The 23,711-nt window shown below is 69.3% G+C and carries 18 protein-coding genes; 5 read left to right on the forward strand and 13 right to left on the reverse strand.

What is annotated here, in order from left to right; translation table 11 throughout:
- Positions 1 to 111: 111 nt before the first annotated feature.
- From hflX to dusB, 6 genes are all read right to left on the reverse strand, one after another.
- Positions 112 to 1,425 (reverse strand): GTPase HflX, encoded by a 1,314-nt coding sequence (gene hflX, locus PSV00_RS04920; RefSeq protein WP_300445388.1) that lies wholly within the window; start codon positions 1,423 to 1,425, stop codon positions 112 to 114.
- The gene (gene hfq / locus PSV00_RS04925; RefSeq protein WP_300445389.1) at positions 1,426 to 1,671 is read right to left on the reverse strand and encodes an RNA chaperone Hfq; all 246 of its coding nucleotides are present in this window, start codon (positions 1,669 to 1,671) and stop codon (positions 1,426 to 1,428) included.
- A 115-nt stretch (positions 1,672 to 1,786) separates the two neighbouring features.
- Positions 1,787 to 2,650 carry a D-amino-acid transaminase gene (locus PSV00_RS04930; RefSeq protein ID WP_300445390.1) on the reverse strand — a complete coding sequence of 288 codons (864 nt, stop codon included), beginning with the start codon at positions 2,648 to 2,650 and terminating at the stop codon, positions 1,787 to 1,789.
- Positions 2,647 to 4,062: a sigma-54 dependent transcriptional regulator gene (locus PSV00_RS04935; RefSeq protein WP_300445391.1), complete on the reverse strand. Its 1,416-nt coding sequence runs from the start codon at positions 4,060 to 4,062 to the stop codon at positions 2,647 to 2,649. The genes PSV00_RS04930 and PSV00_RS04935 overlap by 4 nt, the downstream gene beginning before the upstream one ends.
- Positions 4,063 to 4,071: 9 nt before the next feature.
- A complete protein-coding gene (locus PSV00_RS04940) occupies positions 4,072 to 6,366 on the reverse strand; it encodes a PAS domain-containing sensor histidine kinase (RefSeq protein ID WP_300445392.1) in 2,295 nt (764 codons plus the stop codon).
- Positions 6,363 to 7,418: a tRNA dihydrouridine synthase DusB gene (gene dusB / locus PSV00_RS04945; protein ID WP_300445393.1), complete on the reverse strand. Its 1,056-nt coding sequence runs from the start codon at positions 7,416 to 7,418 to the stop codon at positions 6,363 to 6,365. The genes PSV00_RS04940 and dusB overlap by 4 nt, the downstream gene beginning before the upstream one ends.
- A 64-nt stretch (positions 7,419 to 7,482) precedes the next feature.
- On the opposite strand from dusB, the gene PSV00_RS04950 reads away from it, so the two are divergent.
- Positions 7,483 to 8,619: a bifunctional 2-C-methyl-D-erythritol 4-phosphate cytidylyltransferase/2-C-methyl-D-erythritol 2,4-cyclodiphosphate synthase gene (locus PSV00_RS04950; RefSeq protein WP_300445394.1), complete on the forward strand. Its 1,137-nt coding sequence runs from the start codon at positions 7,483 to 7,485 to the stop codon at positions 8,617 to 8,619.
- On the opposite strand, the gene PSV00_RS04955 is transcribed toward PSV00_RS04950, so the two are convergent.
- Complete coding sequence (locus PSV00_RS04955) at positions 8,616 to 10,907, reverse strand: fused MFS/spermidine synthase (protein WP_300445395.1); 2,292 nt, start codon at positions 10,905 to 10,907, stop codon at positions 8,616 to 8,618. The genes PSV00_RS04950 and PSV00_RS04955 overlap by 4 nt on opposite strands.
- A gap of 84 nt (positions 10,908 to 10,991) precedes the next feature.
- On the opposite strand from PSV00_RS04955, the gene PSV00_RS04960 reads away from it, so the two are divergent.
- Together PSV00_RS04960 and PSV00_RS04965 are read left to right on the forward strand one after the other, a co-directional pair.
- Positions 10,992 to 11,486, forward strand: coding sequence for a CinA family protein (locus PSV00_RS04960; RefSeq protein ID WP_300445396.1), 495 nt, complete (start codon positions 10,992 to 10,994; stop codon positions 11,484 to 11,486).
- Positions 11,483 to 11,731 (forward strand): sulfurtransferase TusA family protein, encoded by a 249-nt coding sequence (locus tag PSV00_RS04965; RefSeq protein WP_300445397.1) that lies wholly within the window; start codon positions 11,483 to 11,485, stop codon positions 11,729 to 11,731. The genes PSV00_RS04960 and PSV00_RS04965 overlap by 4 nt, the downstream gene beginning before the upstream one ends.
- Here PSV00_RS04965 and PSV00_RS04970 read toward each other — a convergent pair.
- Positions 11,697 to 12,647 carry a YihY/virulence factor BrkB family protein gene (locus tag PSV00_RS04970; protein WP_300445398.1) on the reverse strand — a complete coding sequence of 317 codons (951 nt, stop codon included), beginning with the start codon at positions 12,645 to 12,647 and terminating at the stop codon, positions 11,697 to 11,699. The genes PSV00_RS04965 and PSV00_RS04970 overlap by 35 nt on opposite strands.
- A gap of 183 nt (positions 12,648 to 12,830) precedes the next feature.
- On the opposite strand from PSV00_RS04970, the gene PSV00_RS04975 reads away from it, so the two are divergent.
- Positions 12,831 to 14,162, forward strand: coding sequence for a diguanylate cyclase (locus PSV00_RS04975; protein WP_300445399.1), 1,332 nt, complete (start codon positions 12,831 to 12,833; stop codon positions 14,160 to 14,162).
- A 41-nt stretch (positions 14,163 to 14,203) separates the two neighbouring features.
- Here the strand turns inward: PSV00_RS04975 and mfd are convergent, their stop codons facing one another.
- Positions 14,204 to 17,656 (reverse strand): transcription-repair coupling factor, encoded by a 3,453-nt coding sequence (mfd, locus tag PSV00_RS04980; RefSeq protein WP_300445400.1) that lies wholly within the window; start codon positions 17,654 to 17,656, stop codon positions 14,204 to 14,206.
- The gene (locus PSV00_RS04985) at positions 17,656 to 18,012 is read right to left on the reverse strand and encodes a succinate dehydrogenase assembly factor 2 (protein WP_300445401.1); all 357 of its coding nucleotides are present in this window, start codon (positions 18,010 to 18,012) and stop codon (positions 17,656 to 17,658) included. The genes mfd and PSV00_RS04985 overlap by 1 nt, the downstream gene beginning before the upstream one ends.
- A gap of 31 nt (positions 18,013 to 18,043) precedes the next feature.
- Between PSV00_RS04985 and recG the strand changes: the two genes are divergently transcribed.
- The gene (recG, locus tag PSV00_RS04990) at positions 18,044 to 20,134 is read left to right on the forward strand and encodes an ATP-dependent DNA helicase RecG (RefSeq protein WP_300445520.1); all 2,091 of its coding nucleotides are present in this window, start codon (positions 18,044 to 18,046) and stop codon (positions 20,132 to 20,134) included.
- Here recG and PSV00_RS04995 read toward each other — a convergent pair.
- From PSV00_RS04995 to rfaE2, 3 genes are read right to left on the reverse strand one after another with little or no spacing between them, the layout of a single operon-like run.
- Positions 20,131 to 21,240, reverse strand: coding sequence for a DUF3089 domain-containing protein (locus PSV00_RS04995; protein WP_300445402.1), 1,110 nt, complete (start codon positions 21,238 to 21,240; stop codon positions 20,131 to 20,133). The genes recG and PSV00_RS04995 overlap by 4 nt on opposite strands.
- The gene (gene rfaD, locus PSV00_RS05000) at positions 21,237 to 22,238 is read right to left on the reverse strand and encodes an ADP-glyceromanno-heptose 6-epimerase (RefSeq protein ID WP_300445403.1); all 1,002 of its coding nucleotides are present in this window, start codon (positions 22,236 to 22,238) and stop codon (positions 21,237 to 21,239) included. Before rfaD ends, PSV00_RS04995 begins: the two co-directional genes overlap by 4 nt.
- Positions 22,235 to 23,707 (reverse strand): D-glycero-beta-D-manno-heptose 1-phosphate adenylyltransferase, encoded by a 1,473-nt coding sequence (gene rfaE2 / locus PSV00_RS05005; protein ID WP_300445404.1) that lies wholly within the window; start codon positions 23,705 to 23,707, stop codon positions 22,235 to 22,237. The genes rfaD and rfaE2 overlap by 4 nt, the downstream gene beginning before the upstream one ends.
- Between the last annotated feature and the right edge of the window lie 4 nt (positions 23,708 to 23,711).

Below are 23,711 nucleotides of genomic sequence, written 5' to 3' on the forward strand. Positions count from 1 at the left end.
CCTCCCCATGGAATGGGGAGGAGACGTGCGGCGGCTTTGTCTCCTCCCTGCGCCGCAGGCGTGGGGAGGGGGCCCCGAAGGGGTGGAGGGGAAGCCTCCACGCATGCGTGTCTACCCGAACTGCCGCTCGAACCGGCCCAGCGCCGCGGGATGCAGACGCACCACCAGATGGGTCCGGCCCTCGGCGTCGGTTTCGCGGCCGGTGACGCGGCCGTTTTCGTAGAGCCAGGCCAGGGCCTCGCCCTGGGAGGGCAGCAGGATCAGTTCGGTCTCGGGGTCGTCGTCGATCAGGTCGGCGATGGTCTGGCGCAGGGGTTCGATCCCCTCCCCGGTCCAGGCCGAGACGGCGACGGCCTTGCCCTGGGCGCGCAGGCGTTCGGCCTGGCCGAGGACGGCCTCTCGGGTCTCGGGATCCAGCAGATCGATCTTGTTCCAGACCTCCAGCATCCGGCGGGTCTTGCCCTCCGGCGTGGGGATCTGTTTCAGCACGGCCTCGACGTCCTTCGCCTGGGCCGCGCTGTCGGGACTGGCGATATCGCGGACGTGCAGGATCAGATCGGCCTCGCCGACCTCCTCCAGGGTGGCGCGGAAACTCTCGACCAGTTCGTGCGGCAGGTCGGAGATGAAGCCGACGGTGTCGGCGACGATGGCCGGGCGGCCCTGCGGCAGGCGGATGGTGCGCTGGGTGGTGTCGAGGGTGGCGAACAACAGGTCCTTGGCCACCACGTCCGAGCCGGTCAGCCGGTTGAACAGGGTCGACTTGCCGGCATTGGTGTAGCCGACCAGGGCGACGGTCGGGAACGGCACCTTCTTGCGGGCCTTGCGGTGCAGGCCGCGGGTGCGGCGCACCTCGTCCAGCTCGACCTTGAGCTTGACGATGCGGTCGGCGATCAGGCGCCGGTCCAGTTCGATCTGGGTCTCGCCGGGGCCGCCGGTCGAGCCGGTGCCGCCGCGCTGGCGTTCCAGGTGGGTCCAGGTGCGGACCAGCCGCGACTTCTCATAGTCCAGCCGGGCCAGTTCGACCTGAAGCCGGCCTTCCTTGGTGCGGGCGCGGCGGCCGAAGATCTCGAGGATCAGGCCGGTGCGGTCGATGACCTTGGCGTCCAGCGCGTTTTCCAGATTGCGCTGCTGCACCGGGGTCAGGTCATCGTCGATGACCACGGCCTCGGCCTCGGCGGCGCGGACCAGGGCGGCCAGCTCCTCGACCTTGCCCGAACCGAACAGGGTCGCCGGGGTGATGCGGCGCAGGTTGACGATCTCCTCGGCGCGCACGTCGAGGTCGAGGGCCCGGGCCAGGCCCGCCGCCTCTTCCAGCCGTTCGCTGGCCAGACGCGAACTGTCGTCCGCGCCGGCACCGGTGCGTTCGGGGTGGATGACGACCGCCCGGATCAGCGGGACGGTGTGATCAATGAATTTCTGGGTCAATCAGTCTTCGTCGGCCTCGGGCTCGTACATCGTGACGGGCGCAGCGGGCATGATGGTTGAAATGGCGTGTTTATAGACCAGCTGGGACTGGCCGTCGCGACGCAGCAGCACGCAGAAATTGTCGAACCAGGTCACGATGCCCTGGAGTTTGACGCCATTGACCAGAAAGATGGTCAGCGGGGTCTTGGTCTTGCGCACGGTGTTCAGGAAAGTGTCCTGGAGGTTCTGGCGCTTGTCTTGAGACATGTCAGGTTGGTCCTGTTCTTCGTTGTTCGCCGGCCGGGGGAGCGGCACGGGGCCGATCGACGTCGACCCCCTACCCTAGACGCCGCCTTTGCGGGGCGGCAACCGTCGTTCTCGTCTAGATGGCGTCGCGCTTCGCCTGATCAAGATACAGGGCGCGAAGTTTGCGCGTGACCGGTCCCGGCGTGCCGTCGCCGATGGTCGTGCCGTCGATCGAGATCGCGGGCATGACAAAGGCCCCGGCGGCGGTGAAGAAGGCTTCGCGGGCGCGTTTGGCCTCGTCGACGCTGAACGGACGTTCGTCCAGTTCGATCTTCTCCTGTTTGACCAGGTCCATGATGGCCGCGCGCGTGACGCCGCGCAGGATATTGGCCTGGGTGTCGCGGGTGCGCAGCCTGCCGTGCTCGTCGATGATCCAGGCATTGGTCGAGGAGCCCTCGGTGACCAGACCCATCTCGTCGACGAACCAGGCCTCATAGGCCCCGCGATCGCGGGCCGCCTGTTTGGCGAGGATGTTGGGCAGCAGGCCGACGGTCTTGATGTCGCAGCGACCCCAGCGGATGTCGGGCTGGGTGATGACGGCGACCCCCTTGTCCGCCTGGGCCTCGGCCTTGACCGCGCTGATCGAGCGGGCGGTGACGATGACGCTGGGGGGCGTGCCCTCGGGCGGGAACGGATGGTCGCGGCGGGCGGTGCCGCGCGTGACCTGCAGATAGACGATGCCGTTGCGCACGCGGTTGCGACGCACCGTCTCCTTCAGCACCCGGGTCAGGGCCTCGCGGGTCATCGGCACATCGATGCGCAGCTCGGTCAAACTGCGCACCAGCCGGGTCATATGGCCGTCGAAATCGGCCAGCTTTCCGTCGAACACCGACCAGACCTCATAGACGCCGTCGGCGAACTGGAAGCCCCGGTCCTCGACATGGATGACGGCCTGGCCGTGCGGCACATAGGCCCCGTTGACATAGGCGACGCGGCTCATGGTTCGTCGGTTCCTTCCGGTTCGTCGTCGCCGCCCCGTGACGGCGACACGCCCAGCGATTTCAGTTTCCGGTGCAGGGCCGACCGCTCCATGCCGATGAAGCCGGCGGTGCGCGAGATATTGCCCCCGAACCGCATGATCTGGGCCGCCAGATATTCGCGCTCGAACACCTCGCGGGCCTCGCGCAGCGGCAGGGCGATGATCCGCTCGGCCCCCATGGTCGCCCCGGCGGCGTTGTTGCTCTCCTCGGGCGGCAGCATGTCGGCGGTTATCGGCTCGCTGACGTCGCCGGTGGCCAGGATCAGCAGTCGTTCGACATTGTTGCGCAGCTGGCGGACGTTGCCCGGCCACGGGTGAACCTGCAGCACGGCAATGGCATCGTCACCGAGGCGGCGGCGCGGCAGGCCCTGGGAACTGCACAGGGTCTCGATGAAATAGTCGATCAGTTCACTGATGTCCTCGCGCCGCTCCGACAGCGGCGGCACGCGGATCGGCACGACATTGAGCCGGTGGAACAGGTCCTCGCGGAAGCGACCGGCCTCGATCTCCAGCTTCAGGTCGCGCGAGGTCGAGGTCACGACCCGGACGTCGACCTGGACGTCCTGTTCGCCGCCGACCCGGCGGAAACGCTGCTCGACCAGCACCCGCAGGATCCGGCTCTGGCTTTCGCGCGGCATGTCGCCGACGTCGTCCAGATACAGGGTGCCATTGTGGGCCCGTTCGAACACGCCGATCTTGCGCGGACGGCCGTCGACCCCCTCCTCGCCGAACAGTTCCAGGTCCAGCCGTTCCGGGGTCATGCCGGCGGCCGAGATGGCGACGAACTCGGCCCGGGCCCGGGCGCTGGCCTCATGGATCTGACGCGCGACCAGCTCCTTGCCGGCACCCGGCGGACCCGAGATCAGCACCCGGCTGTTGGCCGGGGCGACCTTGGTGATGGTGGTGCGCAGGGTCTGGGCCGCGGCCGAGCGGCCGATCAGGCCGGCGGGGGTCATGACCTGGGCGCGCAGCCGCTTGTTCTCGCGCTTCAGGGTCGCCGCCTCCAGCGCCCGCTCGATCACCACCACCAGCCGGTCGGACTTGAACGGCTTCTCGATGAAGTCATAGGCCCCGCGCTTCAGGGCGCTGACCGCCGTCTCGATATTGCCGTGGCCCGAGATCATCACCACCGGCAGGTCGGGATCCAGTTCCTTGATGATGTCCAGCAGCTCCAGCCCGTCCAGGCCGCCGCCCTGCATCCAGATGTCGAGCAGGGCCAGGGACGGCTTGCGCGCGCGGATCGCGGCCAGGGCCTCGTCCGAATTGGCGGCGACGCGGACCGCATGGCCCTCGTCTTCCAGAAGGCCGGACACCAGTTCCCGGATGTCAGCCTCGTCGTCGACGACAAGAATGTCGGCTCCCGTGGATCGCATGACGCCTCGCTATTCGGCCGCCGGGGCGGTGGACGGGCGCAGGCCCGCCTTCCGGTCCCCGGTGGCACCGGTCGGTTTCAGGGGAAAGATCAGGGAGACGCGCGCGCCGCCCAGCTGTTCAGCGTCGGCCAGTTTCAGCTCGCCGCCGTGGTCCTCGCAGATGCGCTTGACGATGGCCAGGCCGAGGCCCGTGCCCTTCTCGCGCGTGGTCACATAGGGTTCGGTCAGCCGGTCGCGGTCCCTGGCCGGCAGGCCGACGCCGTCATCCTCGATGATGAAACTCACCATGTCGTCCACGACTTCAAGGCGGGCGATCATGCCCGGACCGTCGCCGTCGCCCGGCCGGGGCTCGCGCTCGCGCCGGGCCGCCACCGACTCGCCGGCATTCTTGAGGATGTTGGCCAGGGCCTGGCCGATCATCCGCCCGTCGCCCTGCAGCGTGGCCCTGGGCAGCGGGTCGGTGATGTCGACCTCGATCTCCGGGGCTGCAACCCGCTGGGCGAAGACCGCTTCGCGCAGCAGTTCGGCCGGGTTTTCCCGGGTGAACCGCGGGGCCGGCATCCGGGCGAAGGACGAGAATTCGTCGACCATCCGGCCGATGTCACCGACCTGGCGGATGATGGTCTCGGTGCAGCGGTCGAAGACCTCGACGTCGTCGACCACCTGCGAGCGGTATTTGCGCCGCAGCCGTTCGGCCGACAGCTGGATCGGGGTCAGGGGGTTTTTGATCTCATGGGCGATGCGCCGGGCCACGTCGCGCCAGGCGGCATTGCGCTGGGCGGTGACCAGCCGGGTGATATCGTCGAACGTCAGCACCATCTCGCCGCCCAGACCGCCTTCGATACGCACGCGCAGCCGACGGGTCTCGCCGTCGCGGGTGACGTCGATATCTTCCTCGATATGGGCTTCGGCCCGTTTGACCAGATCGCTCAGTTCCGGGGAAATCGAGGCCAGCGGCTTGCCGTGGACGGTCGGGGCATCGATGCCCAGCAGCTGGACGGCGCTGTCGTTGACGGCCGAGATCCGGCCCTTTCGATCGAGGCCGATGACCCCGGCGGAGACACCCGACAGCACGGTTTCGATGAAGCGGCTGCGCCCCTGGGCCTCCTCGCTGGCCGCTTTCAGCGCCGCCTGCTGGGCCTGGAGGTCCTCGGTCATGCGGTTGAAGGCCTGGGACAGGACAACGATCTCGCCGGGATCGCCCTCGGACTCGACGCGGGCCGTCAGATCGCCGGCGGCCACCCGGTCGGCCGCCTTGACCAGCCGTCCGATCGGGGCCGAGATCGCGCCCGCCGCCGACATGCCCAGCCACACCGCCCCGACCAGCACCAGCAGGGCCGTCTCGAAATAGCTGAGGGCGAAGGCGGTCTGGATGCGGGCGCGGCTTTCCTCGGCCTCGCGATAGGCTTGAATCGAGCGGTTGCTGTTGTTCATCCGGGCGATCAGGCCGGGCTGCAGCGGCCGAACCAGATACAGATAGGCGTCGCCATAGTTCGGCAAGGCATGCAGCGAGCGCACCACGTCGGGGTTCTGGGTCACCTGCTGCTGCGGCGGGCCGCCCTGGGCCGCAGCTTCCAGCACGATGCGGGGCGGCGCGAGATACGGTGGTGATTGACTCGTCTCACCGCTGGCCAGGACGTCGCCGTCGCCGTTGAGGATGTAGATGGCCGGGTAGCCGAACAGCTGGCCGATCTGGACGAGGGCGTCCGAGAACTGGATGCGGTTGTCATAGAAGGGGCGCGCGCCCTGAAGCTGCTCGGCGATGGTCACCATGTCCGAGTCCATCTCGGTCGCCACGTCCTGGATGTAGGCGCGGCCGATGACCGCGCCGTTCTGGACCGCGGTCTTGACGTTCTCGCTGAACCACTGGTCGACGCCGCGATTGACCAGAACGCCGAATACCAGGGCGATCAGAATGGCGGGGACCACGGCGACGAGGGAAAACAGGGTCACGAAACGCAGATGCAGACGCGCGCCGGCATCGCCGCGATTGCGCACCACCAGCAGCACCCGACGACCGACGACGACCGCGAGTCCCGCGATCAGCAGCAGGTTGCCGATCAGGATGTAGAGGACGGCATGTCCGGCGACAGCCCGTGGCCCGCCGGTCTCGGCGCTGCCGCTGGCACCGGGGGCCACGGCCACCAGCCAGATGGCGGCGGCGGTGACCAGAAAGGCGATGACGTAGGCCGTCGCGAACAGGATGCGACTGCGCTTCTGGGACAGCCAGCCGGTCAACAGGGCGGGGCTCCGGAACGGGGTCCGGGTCTCCTTGTCCGACAGAGGCAGTGGCGGGTTGGTCATTCCCCTCCAGCTTCAACCAACTGTGTCTCAGGATCAACAGCAGAGTTGCGAATATGATCCACTTCGGGCCGCCATAGCGCGGCCAGGGTGTGTTCGACCTCGGAGGGCTCATCCAGCCGGCACAGCCGGGCCTTGGCCGCGCGCCGGTCCAGGGGATCGGCGGGCCAGGGAGCCTGTTCGATGTACCAGCCCAGATGTTTGCGGAACATCTTCAGTCCCAGCGGCAGGCCGTAGAAGGCGACCGAGGCGCGCAGATGGTCGATGACGATGGCCAGCCGGGCTTCCCGTCCCGGTTCCTCCAGCACCCGGCCGTCGGCCAGGGCCTGTTCCAGATGAGCGGCCAGCCACGGCCGACCATAGACGCCGCGGCCCAGCATGACTCCGTCAGCACCCGATTGCGCCATCGCGTTGCGCGCGTCCTGGACGGTCAGGATGTCGCCGTTGACGATCACGGGGATGGCCACCGCCGCCTTGACCTCGCCCACCGCGACCCAGTCGGCCACGCCGGTGTAGAACTGTTTGCGGGTGCGGCCGTGCACGGTCACCGCCTTGATGCCGAGCCCCTCGGCCCGGCGCGCCAGTTCGGCGGCATTACGGCTGGTGTCGTCCCAGCCCAGCCGCATCTTGACCGTGACCGGACGGCTGGTGGCCTGCACCGCGGCCTCGATCAGCCGGCAGGCCAGGTCCGGTGTGCGCATCAGGGCCGAGCCGCAGGCCGCGCCCGTGACCTCCTTGGCCGGGCAGCCGAAATTCAGGTCGATGATGTCGGCCCCGGCCGCCTCGGCCATGCGCGCCCCCTCGGCCATGGCGGTCGGATCGCGGCCGACCAGCTGGATCACGGTCAGCGGCAGGCCCTCGCCCACGGCCGCGCGCCGCACCACGTCGGGCCGGGCCCGCGCCAGTTCGGCGGCGGCCACCATCTCGGTCGCGACATAGGCCGCGCCCAGCCGGGAGGCGAGCTGCCGGAAGGGCAGATCGGTGATTCCGGTCATGGGGGCCATCAGCACCCGGCCGGGTACCGAAACGTCGCCGATCTGAAGTCCTGTACGCATCCGCTCCCTGACACCGGTTGAGGCCCCTCTCGTCAAGGCCGAGTTGGGCGCTTAGAAGGCGGCCATGACATTTGCAGCGATCGTCGTGGCCGCCGGAACGGCCTCCCGGGCCGGAGGCAACAAGCAGTGGCGGCTGCTGGGCGGCCGGCCGGTGCTGCGCTGGTCGATCGAAGCCCTGCTGGCGGCCGGGGCCGAAGATCTGGTCGTGGTCGTGGCCCCCGGTGCCGAGTCTGCGGCGGCCGAGGCCCTGGCCGGGCTCGACGGATGGCGCACCGCGACCGGGGCTGACAGCCGTGCCGGTTCGGTGGTCAACGGCCTCCAGGCTCTGGGTGGCCCCGACGATCGTCCGGTGCTGGTGCATGACGCCGCCCGCCCCTTTCTTGACCGGGCCGTGATCGACCGGGTGCTGGCCGGGCTGGACGGGGCCGACGGGGCCCTGCCCGCCCTGCCCGTCGCCGACAGCCTGCGACGCGGTGACGACGGCTTCGTCAGCGGGGCGGTCGAGCGAGACGGCCTGTGGCGGGCCCAGACCCCCCAGGCCTTCCGCTATCGCACCCTGGTCGACGCCTGCGCGGCCTGGACGGAAACGCCCGGCCCGGCCGACGAGGCCACCGCCGTCGAACGCGCCGGGGGGCGCGTGCGGCTGGTTCCGGGGGACGCCCGTCTGATGAAGCTGACCTATCCCGAGGATTTCGCCATGGCCGAGATGATGATCGCCCGCCGGACCCGCGTCGGACAGGGCTTCGACGCCCACCGCTGGGGACCGGGATCCTCGGTCTGGCTGTGTGGCGTCGAGATTCCCCATGACCAGACCCTGATCGGCCATTCGGACGCCGACGCCGGGCTGCATGCCCTGACCGACGCCATCCTCGGGGCCATGGGCGATGGCGACATCGGCGACCATTTCCCGCCGACCGACCCGCAGTGGAAGGGGGCGTCCTCTGACCGCTTCCTGACGCATGCGGTCGAACGTCTGGCCGCGCGCGGCGGGCGGCTGGTCAATGTCGACGTCACCCTGATCTGCGAACGGCCCAAGGTGAAGCCGCACCGTCAGGCCATGCGCGAACGCCTCGCCGACCTGCTGGGCCTTCCGCTCGACGCGGTCAGCGTCAAGGCCACGACCACCGAGGCCATGGGCTTCACCGGACGGGGCGAAGGTCTGGCCGCCCAGGCCCTGGCGACAGTGGAACTGCCTGGCTAGTTACCGCCGCCCATGCCCCGGACCATGGCCCCGAACAGATTGACGTAGTCGTCGGTCCACGGTCGCACGTCCGAGTCCGCCAGGGTGCGCCAGCCGCTGTCGGGCCGGAATTCGGCGAGGCCCGCCGGGGTCGGTGACAGGACCAGGGCCTCGGTCGAGGCCTCGGCCATCACCGGTGAGTCCGGGGTTTCGATATAGATGCGGTGGCGGCTGGCCACGCCCAGGGCCCGCGCGGCGGCGGCGGCCGGCAGGGTGATGTCGAGGTTGCGGTTCGACAGGTGCAGCACCACCACCCCGTCAGGCTTCAACAGCTTCAGATAGCCGTCGATGGCCTCGACCGTCAGCAGATGGGTCGGCACGGCGTCGGACGAGAAGGCGTCGATGATCAGCAGGTCGTAGGTCCCGGCCGGCTCGCGCGCCATCGTCAGCCGCGCATCGCCCAGTACGGTGCGCACCGGCCCGGCCGCGCAATGGGAGATGTAGGTGAACCAGTCCGGATCGCGCGACAGCCGGTCGACCATCGGATCGATCTCGAAGAAGGTCAGGCGGTCGCCCGGCCGTTTGTAGGCGGCCATGGCTCCCGAGCCCTGGCCGACCACGCCGATATTGGCCCCGGGGCCGCGCGACTGCACCATCTGGGTCGCCTGGCCGATCGGGGTGACGGTCGCATAATAGAGGGTCGGCCGGCATTCGGAGGGCGCAGCCCGGGCCTGGGCCCCGTGCAGGGTGGTGCCGTGCATCAGGACGTGGACGTCCCCGCCCAGTTTCGGGTCGGGGACATTGGCGACCCGCATCACGCCGAAGAAGCTGCGCTCGCTGTAGGTCCAGTCATAGCCGCGGGCGATATGCTGGGCCGAGAGGGTGATCAGGGCCAGCAGGATGACATAGGCCGGGGTGCGGTCGCGCAGCAGAAAGGCCCCGATCATCGCGAACATCAGGATCACCTGGGTCAGCTGTTCCATGCGCCAGTCGAAATGGCGATTGTAGGCCCAGGCCAGATCCCAGTCGGCCTGGAAGACGGCCGACAGCAGCGGCGGCACGGCGCAGACCAGAACGGCCGCGACGAAGGTCAGGATTTCCCAGCGCTGAACCTCGGCGCGGTGCCAGGGCCGGGCCAGGCCGACCAGCACCAGCACCAGCGGATATTCCCAGACCATGTTGAAGATGACCGGGGCCAGCAGGGCGGTGAAGGCCCCGCCGACGACCCCGCCCAGGGACATCAACAGATAGAATTCGGTCAGCCGGTCCGGTGGTGGCCGACGCTCGGCCAGACGCTGGTGGCACATCAGGGCCAGGAAGAAGAAGGTGGCCAGATGCAGGGCGAACATCAGCGGCCAGGCCCCGGTGCGGAAGGCGGTGAAGCTGACGCAGACCGCCCCGAGCGCCCCGGCGATCGTCAGGGTCACCGGCAGGGGGATCCACGGCCGGGTCTGGAAGGCGATGACGAAGGTCAGCAGATACAGGGCCAGCGGGATGACCCACAGGAAGGGCGCCGAGGCCACATCGGTCGACAGGTGGGCGGTGACGCCCAGCATCAGGCTGGACGGGGCCGCCGCCAGCAGCACCCATTTGCCCTTTTCCCGCCAGGCGACCGGCGGGCTGCGCACCAGGCGCGGCGGCTCGAGGGTGCGATCCGCCCGGCGATACCAGACCACACCGGCCAGGGTGGCGATCATCAGCACGAACAGCAGATAGCCCCCGCTCCAGCCCCAGCGCTGGCTGGACAGGGCGGCCAGCGGCTCGACCACCACAGGATAGGCCAGCAGGGCCAGGAAGCTGCCGAGGTTGGAGGCCGCATAGAGGCCGTAGGGATTCTGGCCGTCCGGATGGCCGGCCCGGACCCGGGCATACCAGGCCTGCAGCAGCGGGGCGGTGGCGGACAGGACGGCGAACGGGGCCCCGACCGACAGGGTCAGGGTCGCCAGCAGCCACAGGATCGGCGCGGACGGATCCGGGTCGCCGGTCACGCCGCTGATCGACAGCGGCAGGGTCACGGCCGCGGCCAGCAGCAGGGCCAGGTGCACCCCCAGCTGGATCCGCATCGACCCGACCTTCTGCAGCAGATGGGCATAGGCATAGCCGGCCAGCAGGGCGGTCTGGAAGAAGACCATCGCCGTGTTCCAGACGGCCGGCGATCCGCCCAGCATCGGCAGGACCAGCCGGGTCACCATCGGCTGGACCACGAACACCAGGGCGGCCGAGGTGAAGATGGCCACGGCGAACAGCCAGGGGGTCAGGCGGTCGGAGACCGGCGCGGCCAGGCTCCGGTCGATCGCGGCGTCGCTCATCCGTCTCTCCCGTCCCGGGCCCCGTCGACAGATCGGCGGCCGGGGGCCACGTTAGACCGACTCGCGCCCGCTTCGGATAGACTCATGTTCCCAGATGACATCAATGCCCTCGCCGCGACCGTGATCCGGCTGGCCATCGGGCGCGGTCTGCAGGTGGCGACGGCCGAAAGCTGCACCGGAGGGCTGGTGGCCGGGGCCCTGACCGGGGTGGCCGGATCGTCGGCGGTGGTTGATCGCGGCTTCGTCACCTACAGCAATGCCGCCAAGACCGATCTGGTCGCTGTGCCGGCCGCCCTGATCGAGGCCCACGGGGCCGTGTCCGAAGCGGTGGCGCGGGCCATGGCGACGGGGGCCCTGGCCCGGTCGCTGGCGAAGGTCAGTGTCGCCGTGACGGGAATTGCCGGACCGGGCGGGGGGGCACCGGACAAGCCGGTCGGCCTGGTTCATTTTGCCGCCGCCGGGCCGGACGGTGTGATCCATGTCGAACACCGCTTCGGCGGCATCGGCCGGGAGGCGGTCCGCCTTGCCAGCGTCAGGGTGGCGCTGGATCTGCTGATTGACCGGCTGCAGGCCGGATGAGCGGGACCGGTCCGGTCATCGTCGACGCGCGCGGCCATCGCTGTCCGGTGCCCAGCCTGCGGCTGCGGCGGGCCATGACCGGCCTGGCTCCCGGCACGCAGCTGACCCTGCTGGCGACGGACGCGATGGCTCGCATCGACGTCCCCTGGCTGATGAGCGAGATCGGGGGGCGGATGATCGGCATTGAAGAGGTCGACGGCGTGCTGTCGCTTACCGTCGAGACGCCCGCCGCTCCGACAGATTGACGACGGAGTCCGGCAGGGGCGCGGGCGGGTCCAGCGAGGCCATTCTGTGGGCCCGCAGGGCGATCTCCAGCTCGGTGGCAAAGGCCCCGCCGTAGAAGATGGCGTTGACGTTCCACGACAGCCAGATCAGCAAGACCACGACCGCGCCGACCGAGCCGTAGGTCGCGCCCAGCAGGGCGATCTGCTCGACATAGATGGCGCATAGCCACGAGGACACCATCGACATCACCGTGGCCACCAGTCCGCCGGCAATCGCCGGGGCCCAGGCGACCGGCACCCGGTGCGACATCGCATAGCGGTAGAGCAGGGTCAGGCCGAGGGCGAGGCCGAGCGCCGGGAGCAGGCCGTCATAGGGCAGGCCGCTGTCGCTGATCTGGATGTCGGCCCCGGCGTGCTGCAGCAGACGCAGGGTGACCACGGCCCCGGACACCAGGGTGAACAGGGCGAAGGCGACGAGGGCGACGAAGAAGGCCAGCAGGTTGAACCGGAAGAAGCCATGCGGCTCGGTTTCGTCATGAATAAGGTTCAGTCCGGCCAGTAAAGCCTTGAATCCGCGATGAGCTGCATAGCCACCGACGATCAGGGCGAAGGCGCTCTGGGTCGAGACGGTTCGCGCCGACGTATTGGCCAGCCGTTCGATCTCGGCCAGGAAGATGGCCCGGGCCGCGGTCGGCAGGACATCGGCCAGGGCCGCGGCCTGTTCGCCGACCTGGGCGATGGTCATCACCGCCTTGTAGAAGCCGATCAGGATGGCGATGGCCGGGAACACCGCCAGCAGGGCGAAGAAGGACACCCCGCCCGTATAGAGCATGACATCCCGGCCCCAACTGCGGGTAAAGGCGCGCACGGCCAGCCGGCCCCAGAACGACGGTCGGCCCAGGTAACGGGCCTCGGCAATGTCCGATTTCAGATTCAATCCGGTTCCCGCAGCCGCCCAGTCGGCAAGTCTAGCGCAATTTACCTGCGGGGAAAGCGGCAGGTTCATCCCCGGTCATTCGCGGTTGTGGCGTTGCGTGTGCGGCCCGGCCGTCGCTATGGTCGCCCGGGGTTCGCGCGAGGCGTGTGCAGTGCTGACGGACCGGGACCATGGAGACAGTGTTTGGGTTTCGATCCGCGTATTCTGATTGTCGCGCCTGACGACAGTCTGATCGGCCCCCTGTGTCAGGGGCTCGACGCCCTGGGCTGGACGACGGTCACGGCGCGGTCCCTGCCCGCGGCCCTGGCCAGCCTGGCTGACCTGCCGGTCGAGGCCGCCATCGTCGATGCGCGCGCCCCGGACGTCGAGGCCACCATCGCCGCCCTGCATCAGGCCGTTCTGCCGCGCCATCTGCCGGTCATGGCCGTGGGTATGGCCGTCGGGGCGCAGCGTCCGGCCGGCGCGGACATCGCCATGTCGACGCCGCCGCATGCCGTTCAGGCCGCGCTGCGGCTGGAACATCTGGTGCGCACGGCCATCGCTGCCGAGGAGATGACCCAGCGCGAGGCCACCTTCGCCGAGCGGGGCGCGCCCCTGCCCGCGATGGTGATGGACAGTTCGCCGTTACGTATCCTGGCGGCGGGCAAGCCGGACCATCGCTTCCTGGCCCTGTCCAATGCCCTGGTGGCGCGCGGCTGCGACGTGGTGGCCGCCCCCACCCCCTATACCGCCTTCGACTATCTGCATGAGCGGCCGTTCGACGCCGCCATCCTGTGGGGGGCCGAGGACCACGCCCCGGCCCTGTCGATCGCGGCGGGCATGAAGCGCAATACCCGTCTGTACCATATCCCGGTGGTCCTCTACCTGCGCGGCAGCGGCGAGATCAATCTGGGCGAGCTGTACAATCGCGGCTTCGCCGACGTCGCCGCCGCCGATTCGGCCGAGGACGACACCGCTGACCGGGTCGTCACCCTGGCCCTCGGCCACCGCCGTCACCAGAGTATCCGCAAATCCCTGGAATCGGCCCGGGGTTCGGGTCTGACCGATCCCACGACCGGCCTGTTCACCCCGGAACTGTTCGCCGCCCATCTGGCACGGATTTCCGGCGGAGCCCGGGCGCGGCGGCGACCGCTGTCGGTCTGTGTCCTGCGCGTGGCCGAGACCGAGGCCGTGCTCCAGGCCCGCAAGGACGGCTGGCTGGACCGGGCCCTGCCCCAGATCGGGGCCATGGTCTCGCGCCTGATCCGCACCGAGGACACCGCCGCCCGGCTGTCCCCTGATGTCTTCGCCCTGGCCCTGCCGGCAACACCGGCCGCGGCCGGGCGGATCGCCGCCGAGCGGATCGCCGCGGTCATCGGCTGCACCGCCTTCGACGCCGGTCCGGACCGTTCGCCCTTCGTGGTCGAGTTCGATGTCGGGGCCGCCGAGGCCGTCGAGGTTGAATCGCCCGGGGCCGTCCTGGAACGGGCCTCGCGTGACATCGGCACCCGCCCTGTCAGGACCGGTCCCGACTGAGGTCGTCGATCCGGGGGGCGGCTCGCCGTCCCCTGAACCGTCTAGGCCGCCGCCGCGACGCGCGCCAGGTCGGTGGTGATCCGTTCGGCGACCTTCAACCGGTCTTCCGGCGTGTTCCAGTCGCCCTTGACCACGATCTTCTGGTCCGGCCGCAGCTTCCAGAAGGCGTGGTTCTTCTGGATCAGCCCGACCAGTCCCATCGGATTGGGGAAGGTGTTGTTGCGCAGGGTCAGCACCGCCCCCTTGGGCCCGATGTCGATGCGTTCGACGCAGGCCGTCTTGCAATTGGCCTTGATGCCGACGATGCGCAGCAGCTGCCGGGCCTCGTCCGGCAGCGGACCGAACCGGTCGATCAGCTCGGCGGCCAGGGCCTCGCGCTCCTCGCTCTTTTCCGCGTCCGACAGACGGCGATACAGGCTGAGGCGAACATTGAGGTCCGGGACGTAAGCCTCGGGAATCAGGACGGCCGCCCCGACATTGATGGCCGGTGACCAGCCGCGGTCCGGAGCCTCGCCCTCGCCGTTCTCGCGCAGCTCGGCGACGGCGTCCTCCAGCATCTGCTGGTACAGTTCGACCCCGACCTCGCGGATATGGCCCGACTGTTCGTCGCCCAGCAGATTGCCGCCGCCGCGCTGGTCCAGATCGTGGCTGGCCAGCTGGAAGCCGGCCCCCAGATTGTCCAGCGACTGCAGCACCTGCAGCCGCCGCTCGGCCGACAGGCTCATCGGCTTGTTCGTGGGGGTGGTGAGATAGGCGAAGGCGCGCGCCTTGGACCGGCCGATGCGGCCGCGGATCTGGTGCAGCTGGGCCAGGCCGAACATGTCGGCCCGGTGCACGATCAAGGTGTTGGCCGTGGGGATGTCCAGACCGCTCTCGACGATGGTGGTCGACAGCAGCACGTCATAGGTGCCGTCGTAGAAGGCGCTCATCACGTCCTCCAGCTGGGTCGGGGACATCTGGCCGTGGCCGACGACGAATTTCACCTCGGGCACGTGCTCGCGCAGGAACTGTTCGATATCGGGCAGGTCCTTCAGCCGCGGCGCGACATAGTAGGCCTGACCACCGCGATATTTCTCGCGCAGCAGGGCCTCGCGCACCAGCACCGGGTCCCAGGGCGTGACATAGGTCCGCACCGCCAGCCGGTCGACCGGCGGGGTGGCGATGATCGACATCTCGCGGATGCCCGACAGGGCCATCTGCAGGGTGCGCGGGATCGGTGTGGCGGTCAGGGTCAGCAGGTGGACGTCGGCACGCAGCGACTTCAGCTTCTCCTTGTGCTTGACCCCGAAATGCTGCTCTTCATCAACGATAACAAGGCCAAGATCGCGGAACCCGACCTGATCTGACAGGACGGCATGGGTGCCGACCACGATCTCGAACTGGCCGGTCTTCAGCCCGTCCCGCGTTTCGGCCGCGTCCTTCGCTGTGACCATCCGCGACAGGTGGCGCACGGTGATCGGCCAGCCGGCGAAACGCTCGCTGAAGGTCCTGAAATGCTGGCGGGCCAGCAGGGTGGTCGGGCAGACGATAGCCACCTGCTGGCCGCTCATGGCCACGACGAAGGCGGCGCGGATCGCCACCTCGGTCTTGCCGAAGCCGACGTCGCCGCAGATCAGCCGGTCCATCGGCGTGCCCTTGCCGAGGTCCTCCAGCACATCGCCGATGGCGTTCAGCTGGTCGTCGGTTTCCTCATAGGGGAAGCGGGCGCAGAATTCGTCGAACAGACCATGTGGCGGGGTGATCGACTCGGAGGTCCGCATCGCCCGCTTGGCGGCCAGGGCGATCAGCCCCTCGGCCATGTCGCGCAGACGGGCCTTGGCCTTGGACTTGCGGGACTGCCACCCGGCCCCGCCCAGCCGGTCCAGCTGGACCCCGTCGCTGTCGGTGCCGTAGCGGGTCAGCAGGTCGATGTTCTCGACCGGCAGATACAGTTTGCTCTCGCCCGCATACAGCAGCTCGAGGCAGTCGTGCGGGGCCTGCTGGATCTCCAGCGTCTTCAGCCCTTCATAGCGGCTGATGCCGTGGTCCAGATGGACCACCAGGTCGCCGGTGGTCAGGGCCGAGGCCTCGGCCAGGAAGTTCGAGGCGCGGCGCTTGCGGCGCGGTCGCGCCAGCCGGTCACCGAGGATGTCGGTTTCCGAGATCACCGCGACATCGTCGGTCACGAAGCCATGCTCGACCGGCAGGACACCGCGCAGCATCATCTCGCGCGGGGCCGCCTGGACATCGGCCCAGTTGCGGACGGCGATCACATGGTCGAGCCCGTGGTCGGCCAGCATGGCGGCCAGACGTTCGGACGACCCTTCGGTCCATGAGGCAAACAGCACGCGCCGGCCTTCGGCCTTCAGGTCGCGCGCATGGGCGGCGACGGCCTCGAACAGATTGACGCTGTCCTGGGCCCGTTCGGCGGCGAAGGTCCGCCCCAGCCGGCCGCCGACGTTTTCGCCCGGCCCCTGCAGCGGGGTGAAGCGGCGCACGGCCCGTCCGGCCAGGGCGCTGTTCCAGTCGCCTTCGTCCAGATACAGGGCGGCCGGTTTCAGCGCGCGGTTGGCGGTACCGGCCTTGGCCTTTGACGCTTCGTGTCGGGCGTCCCAGGCATCGGCGGTCAGGGTCCAGCGTTCGGCCCGCGCCTGTTCGACCTGGTTGTCGAGGAAGACGGCGGCGCTGTCCGGCAGATAGTCGAACAGGGTCTCCAGCCGCGGATAGAGCAGCGGCAGCCAGTGCTCCATCCCCTGCCGGCGCGCCCCCTCGCTGACGGCGGCATAGAGGGGGTCATCGCCCCCGGTGCCGAACAGGTTCAGATAGCCGGTGCGGAAGCGCGAGATGGTCTCGGCGTTCAGCAGGGCCTCGGACACCGGCGACAGGGCCACGATCTTCAGCTGGCCGGTTGAGCGCTGGGTGGCCGGATCGAAGGTCCGGATCGATTCCAGCTCCGATCCGAACATGTCCAGCCGCACCGGCTCGTCGAACCCGGGCGGGAAGACGTCGATGACGCCGCCGCGTACCGCATATTCGCCGCGCTCGGACACGGTCGAGGCGCGCATATAGCCATTGGTGCTGAAATAGATCTCCAGCGCCGCCGTATCGAGGTCGCGACCGACGCGGGCCTCGAAGCCCGCGCTGTCGGTCATCGTGCGCGGCGGGGTGCGCTGGATGGCCCCGGCCACCGTGGTCACGATCAGCAGCGGGGTGCGATCGTCCGGGGCGCGGTGTGACAGCCGGGTCAGGGTGGCCATCCGCGCGGCCGAGACCGAGGATGACGGGCTCAGCCGATCGTAGGGCAGGCAATCCCAGGCGGGGAAGTCGAGCACCTCCAGATCGCCGGCGAAGAAGGCCAGGGCCTGGCTGAACTCGGTGGCCCGGCCCAGGTCCCGGGCGACGAACAGACCGACGCCGCCGCTGGCGGCCATCCGTTCGGCCACGGTCAGGGCGTCCAGACCCTCGGGGGCACCGCCCAGTTCCGAATCGATCCGCCCGGGCAGACTGCCGTCCATTACCCGGCCCCCTCGGCCACCACGGCGGCGACATGCTCGCGCATGAAGGCCTGCAGACGGGCCATCACCGGCCCGTCGTGTTCGGCCGGGATCGGGGTCTTGCCGATGATCCAGGCATAGAGGTCGTGATCCTCGGCCTCGAGCATGGACTCAAACGCATCCAGCTCGGCGGTGTCCAGCGTCGGCCCCACCTGTTCGGCGAAAGGGCCCAGCACAAGGTCGGCTTCGCGGAAGCCGCGACGCCAGGCCCGGAAGATGATCCGGCCCATTCGTTCTTTCAGACGCGCGTTCGTATCGGCCACAAGGATCCTTGCCCGGTCTATTCGTTTCACTGACGCGTCCAGATAGCGTTCCATGGACCGTTTCGCCAGCTATGCTGTCTCCATCATGCGGCCCCAGATTCTCTTTCCCCTGTTCGCGGAGGTCTCCAGCCTGAAGGGCGTGGGGCCGCGCATCCTGCCGCTGGTGCAAAAACTGGCCGGGCCGCTGGTGCGGGATGTGCTGTTTCTCGGCCCGACCGGGCTGATCCTGCGACACCGCACCACGGCGGCCGCGGCCGTCGAGGGCGAGGTCGGGGTGTTCGAGGTGGTCATCGACCGGCTGATCCCGCCGCACAAGGTCGGGGCTCCGCTGAAGATGCGGGCCAGCGACGATACCGGCTTCATCCATATGATCTGGTTCGCCGGGTCGCCGGCCCATATCGACCGCCTGGCCCCGGCGGGGGAGCGTCGTCTGGTTTCGGGCAAGGTCGAACGCTTCAACGGCGAGGTGCAGATCGCCCATCCGGACTATATCCTGTCGCCCGACAAGGCCGACGAGATCCCGGTGGTCGAGTCCGTGTATCCCGCCACGGCGGGCCTGACCTCGCGGGTGGTGCGCAAACTGGTGCTGGGGGCGCTGGCCGTGGCTCCCGACCTGCCGGAATGGCAGGACCCGGCCTGGCTGGCGGCGCGCGGCTGGCCGGGTTGGCACGCGGCGATCGTGGCCCTGCACGCGCCCACCGGTCTGGCGGATCTGGAGCCGGACGCCCCTGTGCGCCAGCGGCTGGCCTATGACGAACTGCTGGCCCATCAGCTGGCTCTCGCGCGACGCCGACAGGCGCGCCGGGTCACCCCGGCGTCGCGTATCGTGCCGGGCGACGCCTCGGCTGCCCTGCTGGCCGCCCTGCCCTTCACCCTGACCGGAGCCCAGGCCGGGGCCATCGCCGAGATTCGCGCCGACCTGGCCTCGGGCGAACAGATGGGCCGGTTGCTGCAGGGCGATGTCGGCTCGGGCAAGACAGCGGTCGCGGCCCTGGCCATGGCCGATGCGGCGTCGTCGGGCGTCCAGTCCGCCCTGATGGCTCCGACCGAGATTCTCGCGCGTCAGCATTTTCAGCGGCTGGCCCCGATGCTGGAGGCCGCCGGGGTGCGCAGCGTGTTGCTGACGGGCCGTGACACCGCCGGTGAGCGGCGCGAGCGGCTGGCGGCCCTGGCCTCCGGCGACGCGGCTGTGGCCATTGGCACCCACGCCCTGTTTCAGGACGCCGTGGTCTTTGATCGTCTCGGTCTGGCGGTGATCGACGAACAGCACCGGTTCGGGGTCAGCGAACGCCAGCGGCTGCAGGCCAAGGGCGATGCGCGCACGGGTGCCGTGCATCTGCTGACCATGTCGGCCACCCCCATTCCGCGCACCCTGGAACTGACCCAGTACGGCGAGCTGGAGGTGTCGCGCCTGACCGAGAAGCCGCCGGGTCGTACACCGGTGGCCACGGCCGTCCTGCCCCTGGCCCGGATCGGCGAGGTGGCCCAACGCCTGAAGGCCGCTGTCGACAGCGGGGCCCAAGCCTACTGGATCTGCCCTTTGGTGGCCGAGTCCGAGGCCAGCGACCTGGCGGCGGCCGAGGCCCGGGCCGTCGATCTGGCCCGCGTGCTCGGGGTCGAGGTCGGCCTGGCTCATGGCCAGATGCCCGGGGCGCGGCGTGAGGCCGTGATGGCCGAATTCGCCGCCGGTCGCCTGCCGGTCCTGGTCGCCACCACCGTGGTCGAGGTCGGGGTCGATGTGCCCAATGCCAGCATCATGGTCATCGAACACGCCGATCGCTTCGGTCTGGCCCAGCTGCACCAGCTGCGCGGGCGGGTCGGACGCGGGGCCAAGGCCAGTGCCTGTATCCTGCTGTACGGCGGCCAGGACGGCGGGCTGGGCAATACGGCCCGCGAACGTCTGGAAACCCTGCGCCGGACCGAGGACGGGTTCGAGATCGCCGAGGAGGATTTCCGCCTGCGTGGTGGTGGCGATCCCCTGGGCCTGCGCCAGAGCGGCTTTCCGGCCTATCGCTTCGCCGATCCGGTGCGCCACCGGGCCCTGATGCAGACCGCCGCCGACGACGCCCGTCTGGTGCTCAATCGCGATCCCGACCTCAGCTCGCCCCGGGGTCAGGCGGTGCAGGTTCTGGAATCCCTGTTCGACTGGCGCAACGACCGCGCCGGAACGGACTAGGTGGGGGGCTGGTCGCGCAGCCAGAGTGCGAGGCGGGCTTCAACGTCCGCTTCGATATCACCGTAGAACAGGTTGTATGGGCGAGCTTTTCTCCGATCGCTCCAGCTTCCCGTTTCGCGGAAGGACTCCAGCTTCGGCTGGGTGTAGCGCAGCAGGCCGTCGCGGCATTCGGTGGCGACCTCGCGGGCGATCAGGGCCGGGCGGGCCCCCTGCTCCAGACCGGTGGCATTGGTCGCCCCGCGGTGATGGCGGGCCTCGACCGGCTGGGTGTTCGTGGATCCGGTGACCGGATTGACGCAAAGGGCGGCCCGGTCGCCCAGTTCCACCAGCTGGCCCCGCTCGTTCCAGACCAGGGCCCGGCGCAGACGGCCGCGCGCCGCCCCGTCATTGTCGAAGGCGACCGGTGACCAGGCGACGATACAGCCGGTCTGGTTGCGGGTGACGCAGGCCGGAACCGCCGGCGACAGGCCGGCCGTGGGCACCACCACATCCATCAGATAGACGGCCACGAGTCGCCGGCGCAGGGCCGGTTCGCCCGCGATCCGTTCCCGCACCAGACGCTCCAGCAGTTCGCCCCCCTGCTCCACACCGGCCAGCGCCAGGGGGCCGTCGGGATGGGCGGCCAGCCAGACGTCGAAGGCGGCGACGATATCGCCATAGGCAAAGGCCCGGGCTTCGCGGGCGTCATCCCGCAGCGTCATCCGCGTGTAGAGGCTGGCCTGGCGATAGAGGGGCGCGCTGATGGCACCGATCCGGGCGAAGGGGCCGGCGTAGTTCGGCAGGACCACCCGGTTCAGATAGGCGTCAGCATCCGGGTCGGCGATCGGACCGTTCCATTCGCGGCCTCCGTCATAGGTGGTCGAATGGACGAAGAAGACCGAGGCGGGCCCGGCATCGTCCGTGCGGGCATCGCGCAGGGCCCAGGCGGCCGGGGTCGCATAGTCAGGCGGCGGTGGCGGCGTATAGGTCTGGAACGGGATCTGCGGATCCAGCCCGGCCTTCAGGATGTCGCCGCGCCAGACCAGGATCGCGGCCACCAGCACGAACACCAGCGCGAAGCCGGTCCAGCCAACCCATTGGCGCAAGGTCAGCCGCGGGCCGGTCATCGATACGGGTCCGGGGTGGCGAGATAGTCCTGCACATAGCGCCGGACCCCCTCTTCCAGCGGCGTCGACTGGCCCTCGAAACCGGCAGCGCGGATCCGATCCATCCGGGCTTCGGTGAAATACTGGTATTTGTCGCGGATCAGCTCGGGCGTATCGACATAGTCGATATGGGGCTCCTTACCGGCGGCGGCGAAGGTGGCCCGGGCCAGGTCGGCGAAGGAGCGGGCCTGACCGGAACCGGCATTGTAGATGCCCGAGACCGAGGGCGTCTCCAGCAGCCAGACGATGATGTCGACCACATCGTCGACGAAGACGAAGTCGCGCATCTGGCCGCCGTCGGCATAGTCGGGGCGGTGCGAACGGAACAGGGTGACCGGCTGACCGGCCGCCACCTTGGGCCAGATCTGGGCCACGACCGACTTCATCGTGCCCTTGTGACCCTCGTTGGGGCCATAGACGTTAAAGAATTTCAGCCCGGCCCACTGGGCGGGGGCCTGGCTGCGCTCCGCCTGACGAAGGGCATACTGGTCGAACAGGAATTTTGAATATCCGTAGGCGTTTAGCGGACGAAGCGCGGACAGGGAGTCAAGATCGTCCTTGTCGTCAAACCCCTGGTCGCCGTCGCCATAGGTGGCGGCCGACGAGGCATAGATCAGCCGGCAGTCGCGGATGGCGCACCAGTCCCACAGATCACGCGACAGGGTGTAGTTGGTGCGCAGGATCAGGTCGGCGTCCGGCTCTGTGGTGGCCGAGATGGCTCCCATATGCACGACGGCCAGGATGTCCTCGGCGTGGCGCTCCAGCTGGTCGAACAGCTCTTCCGGCTGCCAGAAGTCGGCGATCGGGTGTTTGGCGATATTCTTCCATTTGGCGAGGTCGGCCGTTTCCAGCCGGTCGCACACGACCACGTCGTGGCGGTCGTCGGCGCACAGGCGGGCCACGATGTTGGAGCCGATGAAGCCGGCCCCGCCGGTCACCACGATCATCTGACGGCTCATGCGGGGTCCTTCATCTTCTCGATGGTGCGCGTGGTGGAATAGCCGTCGCTGAACGTGGCCAGACGGACCACCCCGCCCCAGCTTTCGACCGCGTCGCCACCGACCACGCCCTCGCGCGTATAGTCGGCGCCCTTGATCAGCACATCGGGGCGCAGGCGCTCGATCAGGGCGATCGGGGTCGGGTCGCCGAAGGCGGTGACCCGGTCGACGCTGGACAGGCCGCCGATCACCGCGGCGCGGCTGTCCAGATCGTTGACGGGTCTGCCCTCGCCCTTCAGCTGGCGCACCGACTCATCGGTGTTCAGCGCCACCACCAGCCGGTCGCACCAGCCGCGCGCCTGGGCCAGATAGGCGACATGGCCGCGGTGCAGGATGTCGAAACAGCCGTTGGTGAAGCCGACCTTCAGCCCCTGGCGTTTCCAGGCCTCGACCTCGGCCGCCAGCTCATCCAGCGGCGTGACCTTGGCGTGGGCGGCATGGGCGTGCTGGCTCATCTCGGCGTCGATCAGCTCGGCCGGGGTGACCACGGCGGTGCCGGCCTTGCCGACCACCACGCCCGAGGCGAGGATGGCGAACTGGACGGCCGTCTCCAGCGGGGCCCCGGCCGCCAGCGCCAGCCCCAGGGCGGCCAGGCCGGTGTCCCCGGCCCCGGAGACGTCGAACACCTCACGGGCCCGGCCCGGGAAATGGCGGATGCTGCCGTCGCGACGGGCCAGGCTCATCCCCTTGCCCGCCCGGGTGACGACGATGGCTTTCGCGCTCGTCGCCGCCAGCAGGGCGGTCAGGGCCGCCTCGACCTCGGCATCGGTCTCGACCGGCAGGCCGGTGGCTCCGGCCAGTTCACTGGCATTGGGCTTGATCACGTCCACAGCCCCGTAGCGGGCGAAGTCGCGCCCCTTGGGGTCGACCACCACCGCCGCGCCGCTGGCCCGGGCCGAGGCCAGGGCTGCAGCGATCAGGCCGTCACTGACCACACCCTTGGCATAGTCTGACAGGAGTATGGCTGAAGCGGTGGAAAAGGCATCGCTATCGTCGAGCGATTGCCGGTCGCCGGCCTCGTCGTCGAGACGTAGAAGTTGCTGACCCGCAGCGACGAACCGGGTCTTCACCACGGTGCTCGCGCCCGCCGGCCGGACCACAAAGTCCTCGATGCGCGGCTCGTCGGCGATCAACCGGTTCAGATCGTCCCCGGCCGCATCGGCCCCGGCCACGGCCCCGAGGCGCGCCTGGCCCCCCAGGGCGGCGACATTGCGCGCGACATTGCCCACGCCACCCGGCATGGCCACCGATCGACCCGCCCGCAGCACCGGGATCGGCGCCTCGGGCGAGATGCGGTTGACCTCGCCATAGACATAGCGATCCAGCATCAGGTCGCCGACGCAGGCGACCTTCAGGTCACGCACCCGCTCCAGCAGGGCCTGCAGCGCGCCCAGGTCGAGCGGGCGCGGGTCGGACGTCGGATCAGTCATGGAA

This window comes from Brevundimonas sp. (assembly GCF_029945885.1).
Lineage (GTDB): Bacteria > Pseudomonadota > Alphaproteobacteria > Caulobacterales > Caulobacteraceae > Brevundimonas.

Excerpts from the sequence above, each read along its gene's own strand:
- hfq (WP_300445389.1), bottom strand. The coding sequence starts at position 1,671 with ATGTCTCAAGACAAGCGCCAGAACCTCCAGGACACTTTCCTGAACACC.
- PSV00_RS04930 (WP_300445390.1), bottom strand. The coding sequence starts at position 2,650 with ATGAGCCGCGTCGCCTATGTCAACGGGGCCTATGTGCCGCACGGCCAG.
- PSV00_RS04935 (WP_300445391.1), bottom strand. The coding sequence starts at position 4,062 with ATGCGATCCACGGGAGCCGACATTCTTGTCGTCGACGACGAGGCTGAC.
- PSV00_RS04940 (WP_300445392.1), bottom strand. The coding sequence starts at position 6,366 with ATGACCAACCCGCCACTGCCTCTGTCGGACAAGGAGACCCGGACCCCG.
- dusB (WP_300445393.1), bottom strand. The coding sequence starts at position 7,418 with ATGCGTACAGGACTTCAGATCGGCGACGTTTCGGTACCCGGCCGGGTG.
- PSV00_RS04950 (WP_300445394.1), top strand. The coding sequence starts at position 7,483 with ATGACATTTGCAGCGATCGTCGTGGCCGCCGGAACGGCCTCCCGGGCC.
- PSV00_RS04955 (WP_300445395.1), bottom strand. The coding sequence starts at position 10,907 with ATGAGCGACGCCGCGATCGACCGGAGCCTGGCCGCGCCGGTCTCCGAC.
- PSV00_RS04960 (WP_300445396.1), top strand. The coding sequence starts at position 10,992 with ATGTTCCCAGATGACATCAATGCCCTCGCCGCGACCGTGATCCGGCTG.
- PSV00_RS04965 (WP_300445397.1), top strand. The coding sequence starts at position 11,483 with ATGAGCGGGACCGGTCCGGTCATCGTCGACGCGCGCGGCCATCGCTGT.
- mfd (WP_300445400.1), bottom strand. The coding sequence starts at position 17,656 with ATGGACGGCAGTCTGCCCGGGCGGATCGATTCGGAACTGGGCGGTGCC.
- PSV00_RS04985 (WP_300445401.1), bottom strand. The coding sequence starts at position 18,012 with ATGGAACGCTATCTGGACGCGTCAGTGAAACGAATAGACCGGGCAAGG.
- recG (WP_300445520.1), top strand. The coding sequence starts at position 18,044 with ATGCGGCCCCAGATTCTCTTTCCCCTGTTCGCGGAGGTCTCCAGCCTG.
- PSV00_RS04995 (WP_300445402.1), bottom strand. The coding sequence starts at position 21,240 with ATGACCGGCCCGCGGCTGACCTTGCGCCAATGGGTTGGCTGGACCGGC.
- rfaD (WP_300445403.1), bottom strand. The coding sequence starts at position 22,238 with ATGAGCCGTCAGATGATCGTGGTGACCGGCGGGGCCGGCTTCATCGGC.
- rfaE2 (WP_300445404.1), bottom strand. The coding sequence starts at position 23,707 with ATGACTGATCCGACGTCCGACCCGCGCCCGCTCGACCTGGGCGCGCTG.